Source organism: Streptomyces sp. HD (assembly GCF_028369295.1).
GTDB lineage: Bacteria > Actinomycetota > Actinomycetes > Streptomycetales > Streptomycetaceae > Streptomyces.
Genome location: NZ_JAQMYP010000086.1, coordinates 1 through 17,334, shown reverse-complemented (window position 1 = coordinate 17,334; position 17,334 = coordinate 1). Strand labels below are relative to the sequence as shown.

Genomic DNA, 17,334 nt, shown 5'->3' with positions numbered 1-17,334 from the left:
GATGTGGCGTTGGTGGCTGAAGACGACAAGATGGACGACAAGTACGTCGAGTACCTCAAGCGGTTGACCGCGGAGCTGCGGCAGACCCGCCGGCAGCTGCGCGACGCCGAGGGACGCGACCGGGAACCGATCGCGATCGTGGCGATGAGCTGCCGCTACCCCGGCGGGGTGGACAGCCCGGAAGCGCTGTGGCGGCTCGTCGACGAGGGCGGGGACGCCATCTCCGGGTTCCCCGCCGACCGCGGCTGGGACGTCGAGGCGGGATACGACCCCGACCCCGACAAACCTGGCACCTTCTACGCGCTCGGCGGCGGATTCCTGCACGAGGCGTCCCGGTTCGACGCGGACTTCTTCGGGATCTCGCCGCGCGAGGCCCTCGCGATGGACCCGCAGCAGCGGCTGCTGCTGGAGATCTCCTGGGAGGCGTTCGAGCGGGCCGGCATCGATCCCGGCGCGGTGCGCGGCAGCAGCACCGGCGTCTTCGTCGGCGCCGCGACCTCCGGATACGGGGCGGGGGTGAGCGAGTTCCCCGACGGTGTGCAGGGCCTGCTCCTCGCGGGCAACGCCACCTCGGTCGCCTCCGGCCGCATCGCCTACACCCTCGGCCTGGAGGGGCCCACCGTCACCGTCGACACGGCCTGCTCCTCGTCGCTGGTCGCCCTGCACTGGGCGTGCCAGGCGCTGCGCCGCGGCGAGTGCGACATGGCGCTCGCCGGCGGCGTGGCGGTGATGGCCACACCGGCGATGTTCTACGAGTTCAGCAGGCAGCGCGGACTGGCCGCCGACGGCCGGTGCAAGGCGTTCTCCGACGACGCCGACGGCACCGGCTGGGCGGAGGGCGCGGGCATCCTGCTGGTGGAGCGGCTGTCCGACGCCCGCCGCCTCGGGCACCCGGTGCTGGCCGTGGTCCGCGGCACCGCGATCAACTCCGACGGCGCCTCCAACGGTCTCACCGCCCCCAACGGCCCCGCCCAGCAGCGAGTCATCCGCGCCGCCCTGGCGGGCGCGGGCCTTGCCCCCGCCGATGTGGACGCCGTCGACGCGCACGGCACCGGTACCTCGCTCGGTGACCCCATCGAGGCGCAGGCCCTGCTCGCCACCTACGGTCAGGACCGCGAACAGCCGCTGTGGCTGGGCTCGTTGAAGTCCAACATCGGGCACACGCAGTCGGCCGCGGGTGTCGGCAGCATCATCAAGATGGTCGAGGCGATGCGGCACGGAGTGCTGCCGCGCACCCTGCACGTCTCCGAGCCGTCCCGGCACGTCGACTGGTCGGCGGGCGCGGTGCGGCTGCTCACCGAGCCGGTCGAGTGGCCCGGGACGGACCGTCCGCGCCGCGCCGGTGTGTCGTCGTTCGGCATCAGCGGCACCAACGCGCACGCCGTCATCGAGCAGGCCCCCGCGCCCGAAGCCGAACCCGCCGAGCCTGCCGCGGACTCCGCGGCGCCGGCCGCCGAGCCCCGCACCCTGCCCGTCGTGCCGTGGCCGGTGTCCGCGCGCAGCGAGGAGGGGCTGCGGGCGCAGGCCGCCCGGCTGCTGGCCCGGCTGCGCGAGCAGCCCGAGCGGCCGCGTGCGCTGGACGTCGGCCACGCGCTCGCCACCACCCGGGCCGCCCTGGAGCACCGGGCGATCGTCCTCGCCGCCGACCACGACACCGCCGTTCGGGAACTGACCGCGCTCGCCGAGGGCACCACGGGCACCGCGACCGTCCACGGCCGCACCGTGCGCGGCGCCACCGCCTTCCTGTTCGCCGGTCAGGGCTCCCAACGGCTCGGCATGGGCCGGGAGCTGTACGAGACGTACCCGGTCTTCGCCGAGGCCTTCGACGCGGTGGACGCCGAACTGCCGTTCAGCCTGCGGGAGATCGTCTTCGGCGACGACGCCGACCGGCTGAACCGCACCGAATACGCCCAGCCCGCGCTCTTCGCCCTCGAAGTCGCCCTCTTCCGGCTGCTGGAGGCGTGGGGCGTCACCCCGAAGTTCCTGCTGGGTCACTCCGTCGGCGAGCTGGCCGCCGCCCATGTCGCGGGCGTGTGGTCCCTCGCGGACGCCTGCCGGCTCGTGGTGGCGCGTGGCCGGCTGATGCAGGCGCTTCCGGCGGGCGGCGCCATGGCCGCGCTCCAGGCGACCGAGGAGGAGGTGCTGCCCCTGCTGAACGACCGGGTCGGCATCGCCGCCGTCAACGGCCCCCGCGCGGTGGTGATCTCCGGCACCGCCGACGCCGTGGAGGAGGCGGCCGCGCACTTGCGCGCCCAGGACCGCAAGGTGACAGCGCTGCGGGTCAGCCACGCCTTCCACTCCCCGCTGATGGAGCCCATGCTCCAGGAGTTCCGCGAGGTCGCCGAGAGCGTCACCTACCACACGCCCCGTCTGACGATCGTCTCCGACGTGACCGGCGACACCGCCCGCCCGGCCGACCTGTGCTCGCCCGACTACTGGGTCCGGCACGTCCGTGAACCCGTCCGCTTCGCCGACGGGATACGGCTGCTGGCGGGGCGCCGGGTGGCCCGCTTCGTCGAGCTGGGCCCCGACGGCACCCTCACCGCCCTCGCCCAGGACTGCCTGGCGGGCGACGCTGTGTCGGCCGTGCCCACCCTGCGCAAGGACCGGCCCGAGCCCGCCGCGCTGATGGCCGCGGTCGCCGGCGCGTTCGCCCACGGGGCGCCGGTCGACTGGCCGGCCGTCTTCGCGGGGACCGGCGCCCGCGCCGTGGAGCTGCCCACGTACGCCTTCCGCCGTGAACGGTACTGGCTGGAGCCGACCCCGCCCGGCACGGCGGCCGCCGAGGAGACCGGCGGCGGGGACGCGCGGTTCTGGACGGCCGTCGAGGAGGAGGACATCGCCGCCCTCGCCGACACGCTGGACGTCGACGAGGGGCTCGTCCGTCCCCTGGTACCCGCTCTGTCGTCGTGGTGGCGCGGACGGCGCGAGCTCGGGCGGGTGGACGGGCTGCGCTACCGCGTCGGATGGCAGCCGCTCGACCCGGGTGCCGACACCCCGCTCACCGGCCGCTGGCTCGTCGCCGTCCCCTCCGGCACGGCCGACGACGCCCGGGTCCGTACCGTGACCGACGCGCTCGCGGCACGCGGCGCCGAACCCGTGCCGTGGGAGTACGCCCCCGACGAGGAGCGGGAAGCGCTGGCCGCCCGGCTCGCAGGCCTCGGCGCCCTCGCGGGCATCCTGGCCCTGCCGTCCGGCATCGCCGGGGAACTGTCCCCGGCGGACTTCCTGTTCCGCACCGTACGGCTCGTGCAGGCCCTCGGCGACGCCCAGCTGACCGCCCCCCTGTGGCTGGCCACCCAAGGCGCGGTGGCCACCGCGCGCTCCGACGCCGCCCCCGAACCGTCCCAGGCCGCCCTGTGGGGCCTGGGACGGGTGGCCGCACTGGAGTTGTCCGACCGGTGGGGCGGCCTCGTCGACCTGCCGCAGACCCTGGACCGGCGGGCCGCCGGACGGCTCACCGCGGTGCTGGCCCGGCCCGGCGACGAGGACCAGCTCGCCGTGCGCGCCTCCGGCGTCTTCGTACGACGTCTGCTGCGCGCCGAGGAGCAGCCCGCCCCGCAGACCGGCGCGAGCGGCTGGCAGCCCCGCGGCACCGTCCTGATCACCGGCGGCACCGGCGCGCTCGGCGCCCGGGTCGCCCGCTGGGCCGCCGAGCAGGGCGCGGAGCACCTCGTCCTGACCGGCCGCCGCGGCCCCGACGCCCCCGGCGCCGCCGAACTGACGGCCCACCTCACCGCGCTCGGCGCCCGCGTCACGATCGAGGCGTGCGACGTCGCCGACCGCGCCGCCGTCGAACGGCTGCTCGGCCGCCACACCGTCGACGCCGTCGTCCACGCGGCGGGCGTCACCGACACCCTGCCCCTGCCCGGCCTCGACACCGACCGCTTCCGCTCGGTCCTCGCCGCCAAGGCGCACGGCGCCGCCCACCTCGACGCCGTACTGCGCGACCAGGGCGACCGCCCGCTCGACGCGTTCGTGCTGTTCTCCTCCATCGCCGGCGTGTGGGGCAGCGGAGGCCAGACCGCCTACGCCGCCGCCAACGCCTACCTCGACGGCCTGGCCGAACAACGGCGCGCCCGCGGCGCCACCGCCACCTCCGTCGCCTGGGGACCCTGGGCCGAGGGCGGCATGGCCGCCGAGGACGGAGCCGAGGAATACCTGCGCCGACGCGGCCTCGCCGCCCTCGACCCCGACACCGCGCTGGCCGCGCTGCGCCGCGTCCTCCAGCAGGACGGCACCGGGCAGGTCGTCGCCGACGTCGACTGGTCCCGGTTCACCCCCGGCTTCACCAGCACCCGCCCCAGCCCCCTGCTCACCGGCCTGCCCGAGGCGCGGGACGCGCTGCGCACCGGGCAGAGCGGCGCGGACGACGACGCGGCGGGCACGGCACTGAAGCAGCGCCTCACGGGCCGCCCGGCCGCCGAACGCACCCGCGCACTCCTGGAGTTGATCCGCACCCACGCCGCCGCCGTCCTCGGCCACGCCGACGCCCGGCTGCTGGAGACCCGACGTGCCTTCCGCGACTCGGGCTTCGACTCCCTCACCGCCGTCGAACTGCGCAACCGCCTCACCACCGAGACCGGCCTCGCGCTGCCCGCCACGCTGGTCTTCGACCACCCCACGCCCGTCGACCTCGCCGCCTTCGTCCACGGCGAGCTGTTCGGCGAGCCCGAGCGCGGCACCGCGGACACCGCGTCCGGCGCGGGCCGCCGGGACCGCGCGGCCGACGACCCGATCGTCATCGTCGGCATGGGCTGCCGCCTGCCCGGCGACGTGACCGGCCCCGACGAGCTGTGGGACCTGGTCGCCGCCGCACGAGACGCCGTCGCCGAGTTCCCCGCCGACCGCGGCTGGGACCTCGACGCCCTCTACCACCCCGAACCCGGCCGCCCCGGCACCAGCTACACCCGGCACGGCGGATTCCTCACCGGCGTCGGCGACTTCGACCCCGCCTTCTTCGGCATCTCGCCGCGCGAAGCCGTCGCCATGGACCCGCAGCAGCGGCTGCTCCTTGAGACCTCCTGGGAAGCGCTGGAACGCGCCGCCATCGCCCCCGGCGGCCTGCGCGGCAGCCGTACCGGCGTGTTCATGGGCTCCAACGGCCAGGACTATCCCGCGCTGCTGCTCAGCACACCCGACGCCGGCGACGGCTACCTCGGCACCGGCAACGCGGCCGCCGTGGTCTCCGGTCGCATCGCCTACGTCCTCGGCCTCGAAGGACCCACCCTCACCGTCGACACCGCCTGCTCGTCGTCCCTGGTCGCCCTCCACCTCGCGGTGCAGGCGCTCCGGGCGGGCGAGTGCGACCTCGCCCTGGCCGGCGGCGTCACCGTCATGTCGACCCCCGGCGCCTTCCTGGAGTTCAGCCGCCAGCGCGGGCTCGCGGCGGACGGCCGATGCAAGGCGTTCTCAGACGAGGCCGATGGCACCGGCTGGGCCGAGGGCGTAGGCGTGCTGGTTGTCGAGCGGCTCTCCGACGCGCGCCGCAACGGGCATCCGGTGCTGGCGGTGGTGGCCGGTTCGGCGGTCAACCAGGACGGTGCCAGCAACGGCCTGACCGCGCCGAACGGTCCCGCCCAGCAGCGGGTGATCCGCGCCGCACTGTCGGATGCCGGACTCGCTGCGGCCGATGTGGACGCGGTGGAGGCGCACGGCACCGGTACGACGCTGGGCGACCCGATCGAGGCCCAGGCGCTGCTCGCCACCTACGGCCAGGACCGCGAACGGCCCCTGTGGCTCGGCTCGTTGAAGTCCAACATCGGCCACACCCAGGCCGCGGCCGGTGTCGCCGGCATCATCAAGATGGTGCAGGCCATGCGGCACGGCCTGCTGCCGTCCACCCTGCACGCCGATGTCCCCAGCACCCACGTGGACTGGTCGGCGGGCGCCGTGGAACTGCTCACCGAGAGCACGCAATGGCCCAGCGCGGACCGTCCGCGCCGCGCGGGAATCTCCGCGTTCGGCGTGTCCGGTACCAACGCGCACGTCATCGTCGAACAGGCGCAAGAGGCGGAACAGGCGCAGGACACCGAGCCCACGGCTCTGCCGGCCGCCGACACCGGGATCGGCGGCCCCCTGCCCTGGGTGATCTCCGGATCCACGGAGGACGCCCTGCGCGAGCAGGCCGAACGGCTCCTGGCCCACGCCGACGCCAGGCCCGATCTCGCCACCGTGGACCTCGGCCTCTCCCTGGCCACCACCCGCACGGCGTTCGACCACCGTGCCGTCGTGCTTGGCGCCGACCGAGAGGAGCTGCTGTCCCTCCTCTCGTCCCTGGTCATGGACGAGCCCGCCCCCGGCGTTGTCACCGGACGCGCACAGGCCGAAGGCCGCACGGCGTTCCTGTTCGCCGGTCAGGGCTCGCAACGCCTCGGCATGGGCCGCGAGTTGTACGACATCTACCCGGTGTTCGCCGACGCCTTCGACGCCGCCTGCGCGCATCTGGACGCGGAACTGCCGCGCCCGCTGCGGGAGTCGGTGTTCGGGGACGACAGCGATGTGCTGAACCGGACCGAGTACGCGCAGCCCGCCCTGTTCGCGCTTGAGGTGGCGTTGTTCCGGCTGCTGGAGTCCTGGGGCGTATGCCCCGACGTCCTGGCCGGGCACTCGATCGGCGAGATCGCGGCGGCGCATGTGGCCGGTGTGTGGTCCCTGGCCGATGCCTGCCGTCTGGTGGCGGCGCGGGGCCGGTTGATGCAGGCCCTGCCGTCCGGCGGTGCGATGGTCGCGCTCCAGGCCACCGAGGACGAGGTGCTGCCGTTCCTGGACGACGCCCGGGTGGGCATCGCCGCCGTCAACGGCCCCCGGGCCGTCGTCGTCGCGGGCACCGCCGACGCCGTCGAGGAGATCGCGGCACACTTCCGTGCCCAGGACCGGAAGGTCACGGCCCTACGGGTCAGCCATGCCTTCCACTCGCCGCTGATGGAACCGATGCTGGCCGAGTTCCGCACGGTGGCCGAGGGACTGTCGTACGAGCAGCCGCGGCTGCCCCTCGTCTCCACCGTGACCGGGCAGACCGCCACCGTCGAGGAACTGTGCTCCCCGGACCACTGGGTCCGCCACGTCCGCCAGGCGGTCCGCTTCTCGGACGCCGTACATGCCCTGGAGGCGGAGGGCGTCACCCGGTTCCTGGAGTTGGGACCTGACGGCACGCTCACCGCGCTGGCCCACGCCTCGCTCGGCGACGGCGAACCGGTGGCGGTCCCGGCCCTGCGCCCCGACCGCCCCGAGCCCGCGACGCTGCTCACGGCGACCGCGAACCTCTTCGCCCACGGCGCCGAGGTCACCTGGTCCGCGTTCTACCCCGCGGCGCGCCCCGTCGAGCTGCCCACCTACGCCTTCCAGCACGGCCGTTTCTGGCCACGCCCGACCGGCGCCCACCTCGGCGACCTGCGCTCGGCCGGTCTGTCCGCCGCCGGTCACCCGCTGCTCGGCGCCGCCGTCACCCTCGCGGACAGCGGGGCCGCCGTCTTCACCGGGCGGCTCTCCGCCCAACTCCAGCCATGGCTGGCGGAACACGTCGTCTCCGGCTCCGTCCTGCTGCCCGGCACCGCCTTCCTGGAGCTCGCCCTGCACGCGGCGGACCGTGTCGGCTGCGGTCAGGTCGAGGAACTCACCCTGCACACCCCCCTGGTGCTGCCCGACCGCGGAGCCGCCCAGCTCCAGGTCACCGTCGGCGCCCCGGACCCCTCCGGGCGCCGCGAGATCGGCGTGTACTCCCGCCCCGCGACCGGCTCCGACGCGGACGACCCCGACGCCGAGCCGTGGATCCAGCACGCGAGCGGCACCCTGCTGCCCGAGGCCGCCACGCCGGCCACGGAAGCGGACGCACGACCGCCCGCCGACGCCGTCGAGGTCCCCACGGACACCCTCTACAAGCGGCTGGCGGACACCGGACTGTCCTACGGGCCGCTGTTCCGCGGACTGACCTCCGTCCGGCAGCACGGCGACGACCTGTTCGCCGAGGCGGTCCTCCCCGACGAGTCCGCCCCGGACGCCCGCCGCTACGGCGTCCACCCGGCCCTGCTGGACTCGGTGCTGCACGCCCTCGGCGTGGCCCCGACGACCGCCGACGGCGGCGACGCGTCCGGCCCGGGGCTGCCGTTCTCGTGGGCGGGCGTCACCCTCCACGCGACCGGCGCGGCCCGCCTCCACGCCCGCCTGCGCGTCACCGGCTCCGGTTCGGTCACTGTCGACCTCGCCGACCCGTCCGGCGCACCCGTAGCCACCGTGGAATCCCTCACGCTGCGCGCGCTCACCGCACCGCCCGCCGACACGACGGCAACCGGTCACGCCGAACTGCTGCATCGCGTCGACTGGGCACCACTCCCGCTCGACGCGACCGCCGACGGCACGCGGAACTCGACCGCCTCGGCCCTCACGACGTCCCTGCCGACCTCTCTCCCGACGTCTCTCCCGACGACCGAAGTCACCGCGGGAGAGGACGCGCTGATACGCGTGGAACCCCCGGCCGGCGACCCCGCGGAGGCAGCGCACACAGCCACGGCGAACGTTCTGGAGCTGGTGCGTGCCTGGCTGGCGGAGGAGCGGTTCGAGGGTGCCCGTCTGGTGGTGATCACCGAAGGGGCTGTGGCGCTCGATGAGAGGACCTCGGATCCGGCTCTGGCCGCGGTGTGGGGTCTGGTGCGGGCGGCTCGGGCGGAGAACCCGGGGCGGTTCGCGCTGGTCGATATGGACGGTACGGACGAGTCCTGGGCGGTCCTCCCGGCCGCGCTGTCCTCCGGCGAGGCCGAAGTCGCCGTACGCGCGGGTGTCGCCTTCACCCCGCGTCTGGGCCGGGCCACCTCGGGACGTGAACTGGCGCTTCCCGCGGGGGAGTCGGCCTGGCGCCTGGACATCGTGGAGAAGGGCACGCTGGAAGGGCTCGCGCTGCGCGCGGTCCCGGAGGCCGAGGCCGAGCTGACGCACGGTCATGTCCGTATTGCGGTGCGGGCCGCGGGTGTGAACTTCCGCGACGTTCTCAACGCCCTCGGCATGTACCCCGGTGACGCGCGGGACTTCGGTCTGGAGGGCGCGGGTGTGGTGACCGAGGTCGGTCCCGGTGTGACCGGGCTGGCCGTCGGTGACCGCGTGATGGGGCTGTTCTCCGGTTCCTTCGGGCCGGTGGCGGTGGCGGATGCGCGCACGGTGGCGCGGATTCCGGAGGCCTGGTCGTTCGCGCAGGCGGCGTCGGTGCCGATCGTGTTCCTCACGGCCTACTACGCCCTCACCGACCTCGGTGGCCTTGAGGCCGGGGAGTCGGTGCTGGTGCATGCGGCGGCCGGTGGTGTGGGTATGGCGGCCACGCAGCTGGCGCGGCATCTGGGTGCCGAGGTGTTCGGTACGGCGAGTGCCGGCAAATGGGGCACCCTGCGCGAGCTCGGTCTGGACGAGGCGCACATCGCCTCCTCCCGGGACACGGAGTTCGAGGCGGCGTTCCTCGCGGCGACCGGTGGTCGTGGCATGGATGTCGTACTGGACTCGCTGGCCGGTGAGTTCGTGGACGCCTCACTGAGGTTGCTGCCGCGTGGTGGCCGGTTCCTGGAGATGGGCAAGACCGATGTCCGGGACGCGGACGCGGTGGCTGCCGAGCACCCGGGCGTGACGTATCGCGCCTTTGATCTGTGGGATGCCGGTCCGGAGCGGATCGGGGAGATGCTGGCCGACCTGGTCGCCCTGTTCGACGAGGGCGTGCTGGAACCCCTTCCGGTCACCTGCTGGGACGTACGGCAGGCACCGGAGGCGTTCCGGTATCTGTCGCAGGCCCGCCATGTCGGCAAGGTGGTCCTGACCGTCCCGGCACCGCTGCACCCGGAAGGGACCGTGCTGGTGACCGGCGGTACCGGTGGTCTGGGCGCGCTGATGGCCCGGCACCTGGTGACCGAGCACGGCATCCGGCACCTGCTGCTCGCCAGCCGCCGCGGCCTGGAAGCCCCCGGCGCTGGTGAACTCGTCGCTGAACTGGCTGACTTGGGTGCTCAGGTCGAGGTGGCGGCGGTTGACGTCGCCGACCGCGACCAGGTGGCCGCCATGCTGGACACCGTTTCCGCCGACCACCCGCTGACCGCCGTGGTCCACACGGCAGGCGTCCTGGACGACGGTGTGGTCGCCTCCCTCACCCCGGACCGGCTGGCCAAGGTCATGCGGCCGAAGGCCGACGCGACCGTCCATCTGCACGAGCTGACCCGGGACGCCGACCTGTCCGCGTTCGTCGTCTTCTCCTCCGTCGCGGGCACGTTCGGCGGCGCGGGCCAGGCCAACTACGCGGCTGCCAACGCCTTCCTGGACGCCTTCGCCGTCACCCGCCGTTCCTCCGGCCTGCCCGCGACCGCCCTCGCCTGGGGCCCCTGGGCGTCCGGCGCGGGCATGACCGCCGAGCTGACCGAGGCGGACCTGCGGCGCATGGCACGCGGCGGCATGCAGCCGCTCGCTGCCGAGCAGGGCCTCGGCGCCATGGACGCGGCGTTGTGCCGTACCGAGCCGGTACTGGTTCCGATCGCGCTGGACCGTCGGGTGCTGCGGGACCGGCAGGCCGTCGCGGCGCTGCCCGCCATGCTGCGAGGCCTCTCCGTGGCGCCCGCACGACGCACGGCGTCCGTGGCGGACGGCGCTGCGGCGGGGGAGAGCTTCCAGACCCGGCTCTCGGCGCTTCCGTGCGCCGAGCGGGAGACGGCGGTCCTGGATCTCGTACGCACGCAGACGGCGCTGGTGCTGGGGCACGCCGGACCGGACTCCGTGGAGGCCGGCCGGGACTTCCGCGGCCTCGGCATCGACTCGCTCACCGCCGTCGAACTGCGCAACCGTCTGAACGCGGCGACCGGACTGCGGTTGCCCGCGACCCTGGTGTTCGACTATCCGTCACCGCAGGCGCTCGCACGCCACATCGGCGCCGAACTCCTCGACGCCGAGCCCCTGGCCGAAGGCGCTGCCGCGCCCGGGACCACGCTCCCGGCCGTCCGCATCGCCGACCAGGCCGACGACGACGCACGCATCGCGATCGTGGGGCTCGGCTGCCGATTCCCCGGCGGTGTGCGAGGCCCGGAGGAGTTCTGGCGCTTGCTGGCCGACGGGGTGGACGCGATCGGTGCGCCGCCCGCGGACCGAGGCTGGCAGGCGGACGGGGTCGAGGGCGGATTCCTGTACGACGCCGCCGAGTTCGACGCGGACTTCTTCGGGATCTCGCCGCGCGAGGCGCTCGCGATGGACCCGCAGCAGCGGCTGCTGCTGGAGATCTCCTGGGAGGCGCTGGAGCGGGCCGCGATCGACCCGCGCGGCCTGCACGGTTCCCGTACCGGCGTGTTCGTCGGCACGAACTACCAGGGCTACGGGTCGGCCGCGCACGCAGTGCCCGAGGACGCGCAGGGACAGCTGCTCACCGGGCACGCCGCGAGCGTGGCCTCCGGCCGGGTCGCCTATGTGCTGGGCCTGGAGGGCCCTGCGGTCACCGTGGACACCGCCTGCTCGTCCTCCCTCGTGGCCCTGCACTGGGCGGCACAGTCGCTGCGTTCCGGTGAGTGCGATCTGGCGCTCGCGGGCGGTGTGACGGTGATGGCGACGCCGGGCGCGTTCGCCGAGTTCGACCGGCAGGGCGGTCTCGCCGGTGACAACCGCTGCAAGGCCTTCTCGGACGACGCCGACGGCACCGGCTGGGGCGAGGGCGCAGGCATCCTGCTGCTGGAGCGGCTCTCCGACGCCCGCCGCAACGGACACCCGGTGCTCGCCGTGGTCCGCGGCAGCGCCGTCAACTCGGACGGCGCCAGCAACGGTCTGACCGCGCCCAACGGCCCCTCGCAGCAGCGGGTCATCCGGGCCGCGCTGGCAGCCGGCGGGCTCACCCCGGCCGACGTGGACGCGGTGGAGGCGCACGGAACCGGCACCAAGCTCGGGGATCCGATCGAGGCGCAGGCCCTGCTCGCCACCTACGGCCAGGACCGCGAACAGCCCCTGTGGCTGGGGTCGGTGAAGTCCAACATCGGACACACCCAGGCCGCCGCCGGCGTCGCCGGTGTCATCAAGACGGTGCTGGCGATGCGGCACGGGACGCTGCCGCGCACCCTGCACGTCACACGACCGACGACGCACGTCGACTGGACGGCGGGCCGGATCCAGCTGCTGGCCGAGCCGGAGCCCTGGGCGCGCACGGGACGGCCCCGGCGGGCGGCGGTGTCGTCCTTCGGCATCAGCGGCACCAACGCCCATGTGGTCCTGGAGGAAGGCACCGAGGAGCAGGCCCCCGTAGCGCCGCAGGCCACGGACGGGCCTGAGCGCGGGCCGGTCGCCTGGCCGCTGAGCGGACGGTCGGCCGTCGCCCTGCGCGGCCAGGCCGAACGGCTCCGCGCCCGGTTGACCGCCCGCCCGGAGTCGTCCCCCGCCGACGTGGCGCACTCCCTGGCCTCCGGCCGCGCGGTGTTCGAGCACCGGGCCGTGGTGGTCGCCGAGGACCGGGAGGAACTCCTGGCCGGGCTGGCCGCAATCGGCCGTGGAGAGGACGCCGCCGGCGTGGTGAGCGGCCGCACCGGGCCGTGGGGCCGTACGGCATTCCTGTTCAGCGGGCAGGGCTCACAGCGGCCCGGTACGGGCCGGGAACTCCTCGACCGGTTCCCGGTGTACGCCGATGCCTTCCACCGTGTCTGCGACGCGTTCGCCCCGCACCTCGACGTGCCGCTGGCCGACGTCGTACTGGCCGAGGAGGGCACGAAACCGGCCCGGCTGCTGGACCGCACCGCCTACACCCAGCCCGCGCTCTTCGCCGTGCACGTGGCGCTCTACGAACTGGTGCGCTCGTGGGGGGTCACGCCGGACGCCCTGATGGGGCACTCCATCGGCGAACTGTCCGCCGCGCACGTCTCCGGAGTGCTGTCGCTGCCGGACGCGTGCGCGCTGGTGGCCGCCCGCGGCCGGCTGATGGAGGCGCTGCCCGAGGGCGGCGCGATGACCGCCGTACAGGCGTCCGAGGACGAGGTGCTGCCCCTGCTCGACGAAAGGGTCTCCATCGCCGCCGTCAACGGGCCAGCAGCGGTGGTCGTCTCCGGCGACGAGGACGCCGTGTCGGACATTGACGGGCATTTCGCCGCGCTGGGCCGAAAGACTAGGCGTTTGCGGGTCAGCCATGCGTTTCACTCGGCGCATATGGACGCGATGCTTGCGGAGTTCGAGGAGGTCGCGCGCGGCGTGAAGTACGACGCGCCCGCGATCCCGATCGTCTCCAACGTGACGGGGAACCGGGCCACCGAGGCCGAACTGACCTCGCCCGACCACTGGGTGCGGCATGTGCGGCAGACCGTGCGCTTCGCCGACGGCGTACGCCGCCTCGGCGAGGACGGCGTCGGTACGTTCGTGGAACTCGGGCCGGACGGCTCACTGACCGCGATGACCCTCGACACCCTTCAGGAGTCCGAGCCCGCTGTCGCCGGCATCCCCGTACTGCGCCGGGGCCGGCCCGAGCCGGTCGCCGCGCTGCTGGCCGCAGGGGCACTGCACGTACGCGGCCTCGCCGCCGCGCCGACCGGGCTGACCGGCCCGGCCCGAACGGTGGAACTGCCGACCTACGCCTTCCAGCGCAGCCGCTACTGGCTGGAGGCGGCCAAGCCCGCCGACGCCGAGCGCCCGAGCGACGGCGACCTGGTCGACGACGAGTTCTGGGCCGCCGTCGAGCGCGGCGACCTCGGCGAACTCACCGAGCGCCCCGACCTCGGCGACGACACCCCCCTCAGCGAACTGCTGCCCGCCCTGTCGTCCTGGCGGCGCCGCCGCCGCGAGAGTTCCGCGCTCGACTCCTGCTCCTACAGCGTGCTCTGGCGGCCGGTACCGGACGGCCCGTCATCCGTGCTGTCGGGCACCTGGCTGCTGGCGCTGCCCGCCTCCCGGGCCGACGATCCCTGGACGAACACGCTCACCGAGGGGCTGAGCGCGCACGGTGCGCGGATCGTGCCGCTCACCGTGGACTGCGCCCTCACCGACCGGGCCGCGCTCGGCGAACAGCTGCGCAAGCTCCCCGAACGGGACACCCTGCAGGGCGTGCTGTCGCTGCTCGCCCTCGACCAGGAGCCCGCCGTGGCCGGCCTGGACGGGGCCGCCACAGTCGGCAGCGCCGCCACCCCGGCCGGTCTGGGCGCGCAGCTCGCCCTGACGCAGGCGCTCGGCGACCTGGAGATCGGCGCCCCGCTGTGGTGCGCCACCGTCGGAGCGGTCGCCGCCACCGAACGCGAGAGCGTGACCGCGCCGGAACAGGCCGCCGCCTGGGGCCTCGGCCGAGTCGCCGCGCTCGAACAGCCGCAGCGCTGGGGCGGTCTCGTCGACCTCTCCGCTGACCTCGACAGCCGCAGCGCCGAACGGCTCGCGGCCCTGCTCTCCGGCACCACGGGCGAGGACCAGAGCGCCGTACGGTCCGCCGGAGTCTTCGCCCGCCGCCTGGTACACGCCCGGCCGTCCACGACCGAGGCACCCGAGTGGAACTGCACGGACCAGACCGTGCTGATCACCGGCGGCACCGGAGCGCTCGGCGCCCGGGTCGCGCGCCGCCTCGCCGAGCGCGGCGCCCGGCATCTGGTCCTGGTCGGCCGCCGCGGCCCCGACGCCGAAGGCGCCGAGGCACTGCGCGCCGAACTCGCCACCGCGGGCGCCGAAGTGACCCTCGCCGCCTGCGACACCGCCGACGCCGACGCCCTGGCCGCGCTCCTCGCCGAGCACCCGGTGGACGCCGTGGTGCACGCGGCCGGAGTCCTGGACGACGGGCTGCTCCAGGCGTTGACGCCGCAGCGTCTGGAGGCGGTGCTGCGGCCGAAGCTGGCCGCCGCCCGCAACCTCGACCGGCTCACCCGCGACCGCGAACTCTCGGCGTTCGTCCTGTTCTCCTCCTTCGCCGGCACGGTCGGCTCGGCGGGCCAGGGCAACTACGCCGCCGCCAACGCCTACCTCGACGCGCTCGCCGCCCGGCGCCGCGCCGAGGGACTGCCCGCCACCTCCGTCGCCTGGGGCCCCTGGGCCGGCGGCGGAATGGCCGGCGGCGACGACGCGGAAGCACGGCTGCGGGGCGGCGGTGTCGTCCCGCTCGACCCGGACGCGGCGCTCGCCGCCCTCGACCGGGCAGTGGCCCGCGCCGACGCCCAGCTGACCGTCGCCGAGCTGACCTGGGACCGCTTCGTGCCCGGGTTCACCGCCGTGCGGCCCGCCCCGCTGCTCGCCGAACTGCCCGAAGCCCAGGCCCTGGTGCGCCAGGCGCGGGAGCGGGACGGCGGTGCGCAGGCGGAGGGCGGCGCGCTGGGCACCCGGCTCGCCGGACTCGCCGAGGCCGAGCAGGAACGGCTGCTGACCCAGCTGGTCCGCGACCACGTCGCCACCGTGCTGGGCCACGGCTCCGCCGACGCGGTCGACGCGGACCGCGCCTTCAACGAACTCGGCTTCGACTCGCTGATGGCGGTGGAACTGCGCAACAGGCTCGGTGTGGCGGCCGGCCTCCAACTGCCCGCCACGCTCCTGTTCGACCAGCCCACACCACGGGTCCTCGCCCGCCATCTGCGGTCGCTGACCGTGACCGAGGGCGGCGGCGCTCCCGCGCTGGACGCCCTGGACCAGTTGGAGGCCGCTCTGACCGGGCTCGCCGAGGACGACGCGCAGCGCGGCCGGATCGCTTCCCGCCTGCTGGCGCTCGCCACCCGCTGGAACGGCCAGGCCCAAGCGCCGGCCGAACGGACGGACGACAGCGACGGCGGCGGCGACAGCGACCTGCAGGACCGGATCGAATCCGCCGGCGCCGAGGAGATCTTCGCCCTCATCGACAACGACCTGGGCATCTCATGACCGGCACGACGACCACGACGACCACGGCCACCGCCATGGCGGACACGACCTTCCAGGTGGGGGAGTACGCGTGAACGAGCAGGAAAAGCTCCTCAGCTACCTCAAGAAGGTCACCGGCGATCTCCACGAGACCCGCAAGCGGCTGCGCGAGGCGGAATCAGCGTCCCGGGAACCGGTCGCCATCGTCGCGATGAGCTGCCGTTTCCCCGGCGGCGCCGACTCGCCCGAGGAACTGTGGCGGCTGCTCGGCTCCGGCGGCGACGCCGTGACCGAGTGGCCCGCCGACCGCGGCTGGAACCTCGCCGACCACTACGACCCCGAACCCGGCCGCCCCGGAAAGACATACAGCACCTCCGGCGGCGCCCTCGCCGGAGCCGGAGACTTCGACGCCTCCTTCTTCGGGATCTCGCCACGCGAGGCGATGGCGATGGACCCGCAGCAGCGGCTGCTCCTGGAGATCTCCTGGGAGGCGTTCGAGCGGGCCGGCATCGACCCCACGACCCTGCGCGGCTCCCGGACCGGTGTCTTCGCGGGGACCAACGGCCAGGACTACACAGGTCTGCTGCTGGCCTCGCAGGAGAGCCTGGAAGGACACGTCGGCACCGGAAACGCCGCCAGCGTGGTCTCCGGACGCATCTCCTACACCCTCGGCCTGGAGGGCCCCGCGGTCACCGTCGACACCGCCTGCTCCTCCTCTCTGGTCGGCCTGCACCTGGCCGTACGGGCGCTGCGGGCCAGGGAGTGCGACCTGGCGCTCGCCGGCGGCGTCACCGTGCTGTCGACGCCCGGCCTCTTCCTGGAGTTCAGCAGACAGCGGGGCCTCGCCCCCGACGGCCGCTGCAAGGCGTTCGCCGAGGCCGCCGACGGCACCGGCTGGGCAGAAGGCGCCGGAATGCTGCTGGTGGAACGGCTCGCCGACGCCCGCCGGCTCGGACACCCCGTCCTCGCCGTGGTCCGCGGCAGTGCCGTCAACCAGGACGGCGCCTCCAACGGCCTGACCGCCCCCAACGGACCCTCCCAGCAGCGCGTCATCTGGCAGGCCCTCGCCGACGCCCAGCTGTCCACCGCCGACGTCGACGCGGTGGAGGCGCACGGCACCGGTACGACGCTCGGCGACCCGATCGAGGCGCAGGCCCTGCTCGCCACCTATGGGCAGGACCGCGAACGGCCGCTGTGGCTCGGCTCCGTCAAGTCCAACATCGGGCACACCCAGGCCGCCGCCGGGGTCGCCGGCGTCATGAAGATGGTGCTGGCCATGCAGCACGGCCTGCTGCCCCGCACCCTCCACGTAGACCGGCCCACCACGCACGTCGACTGGACGGCGGGCCGCGTCGAACTGCTCACCGAGTCCCGCCCCTGGCCCGCCGACGACCGGCCGCGCGTGGCGGGCGTCTCCTCCTTCGGCGTCAGCGGCACCAACGCCCACGTCATCCTCGAACAACCCGCCCCCGAACCGGCCGCCGCGGCCGAGCCCGCCGAACGGCCCGCCCCGCCGCCGGGCAGCACACTGCCGTACGTCGTCTCCGCGGGGGG

Annotated in this window: 2 protein-coding genes; both read left to right on the top strand. The window is 74.6% G+C overall.

Annotated features, from left to right (window positions below; translation table 11 throughout):
• The first annotated feature begins 30 nt into the window (after positions 1 to 30).
• A complete protein-coding gene (locus tag POF73_RS43465) occupies positions 31 to 15,801 on the top strand; it encodes a type I polyketide synthase (protein ID WP_443049754.1) in 15,771 nt (5,256 codons plus the stop codon).
• A 70-nt stretch (positions 15,802 to 15,871) separates the two neighbouring features.
• A partial coding sequence (locus POF73_RS43460; RefSeq protein ID WP_272124953.1) for a type I polyketide synthase occupies positions 15,872 to 17,334 on the top strand: 1,463 nt, incomplete at its 3' end.

What these genes read in the sequence shown, in the direction of transcription:
- POF73_RS43465 (WP_443049754.1), top strand. Translation starts at nt 31, where the DNA reads ATGGACGACAAGTACGTCGAGTACCTCAAGCGGTTGACCGCGGAGCTG.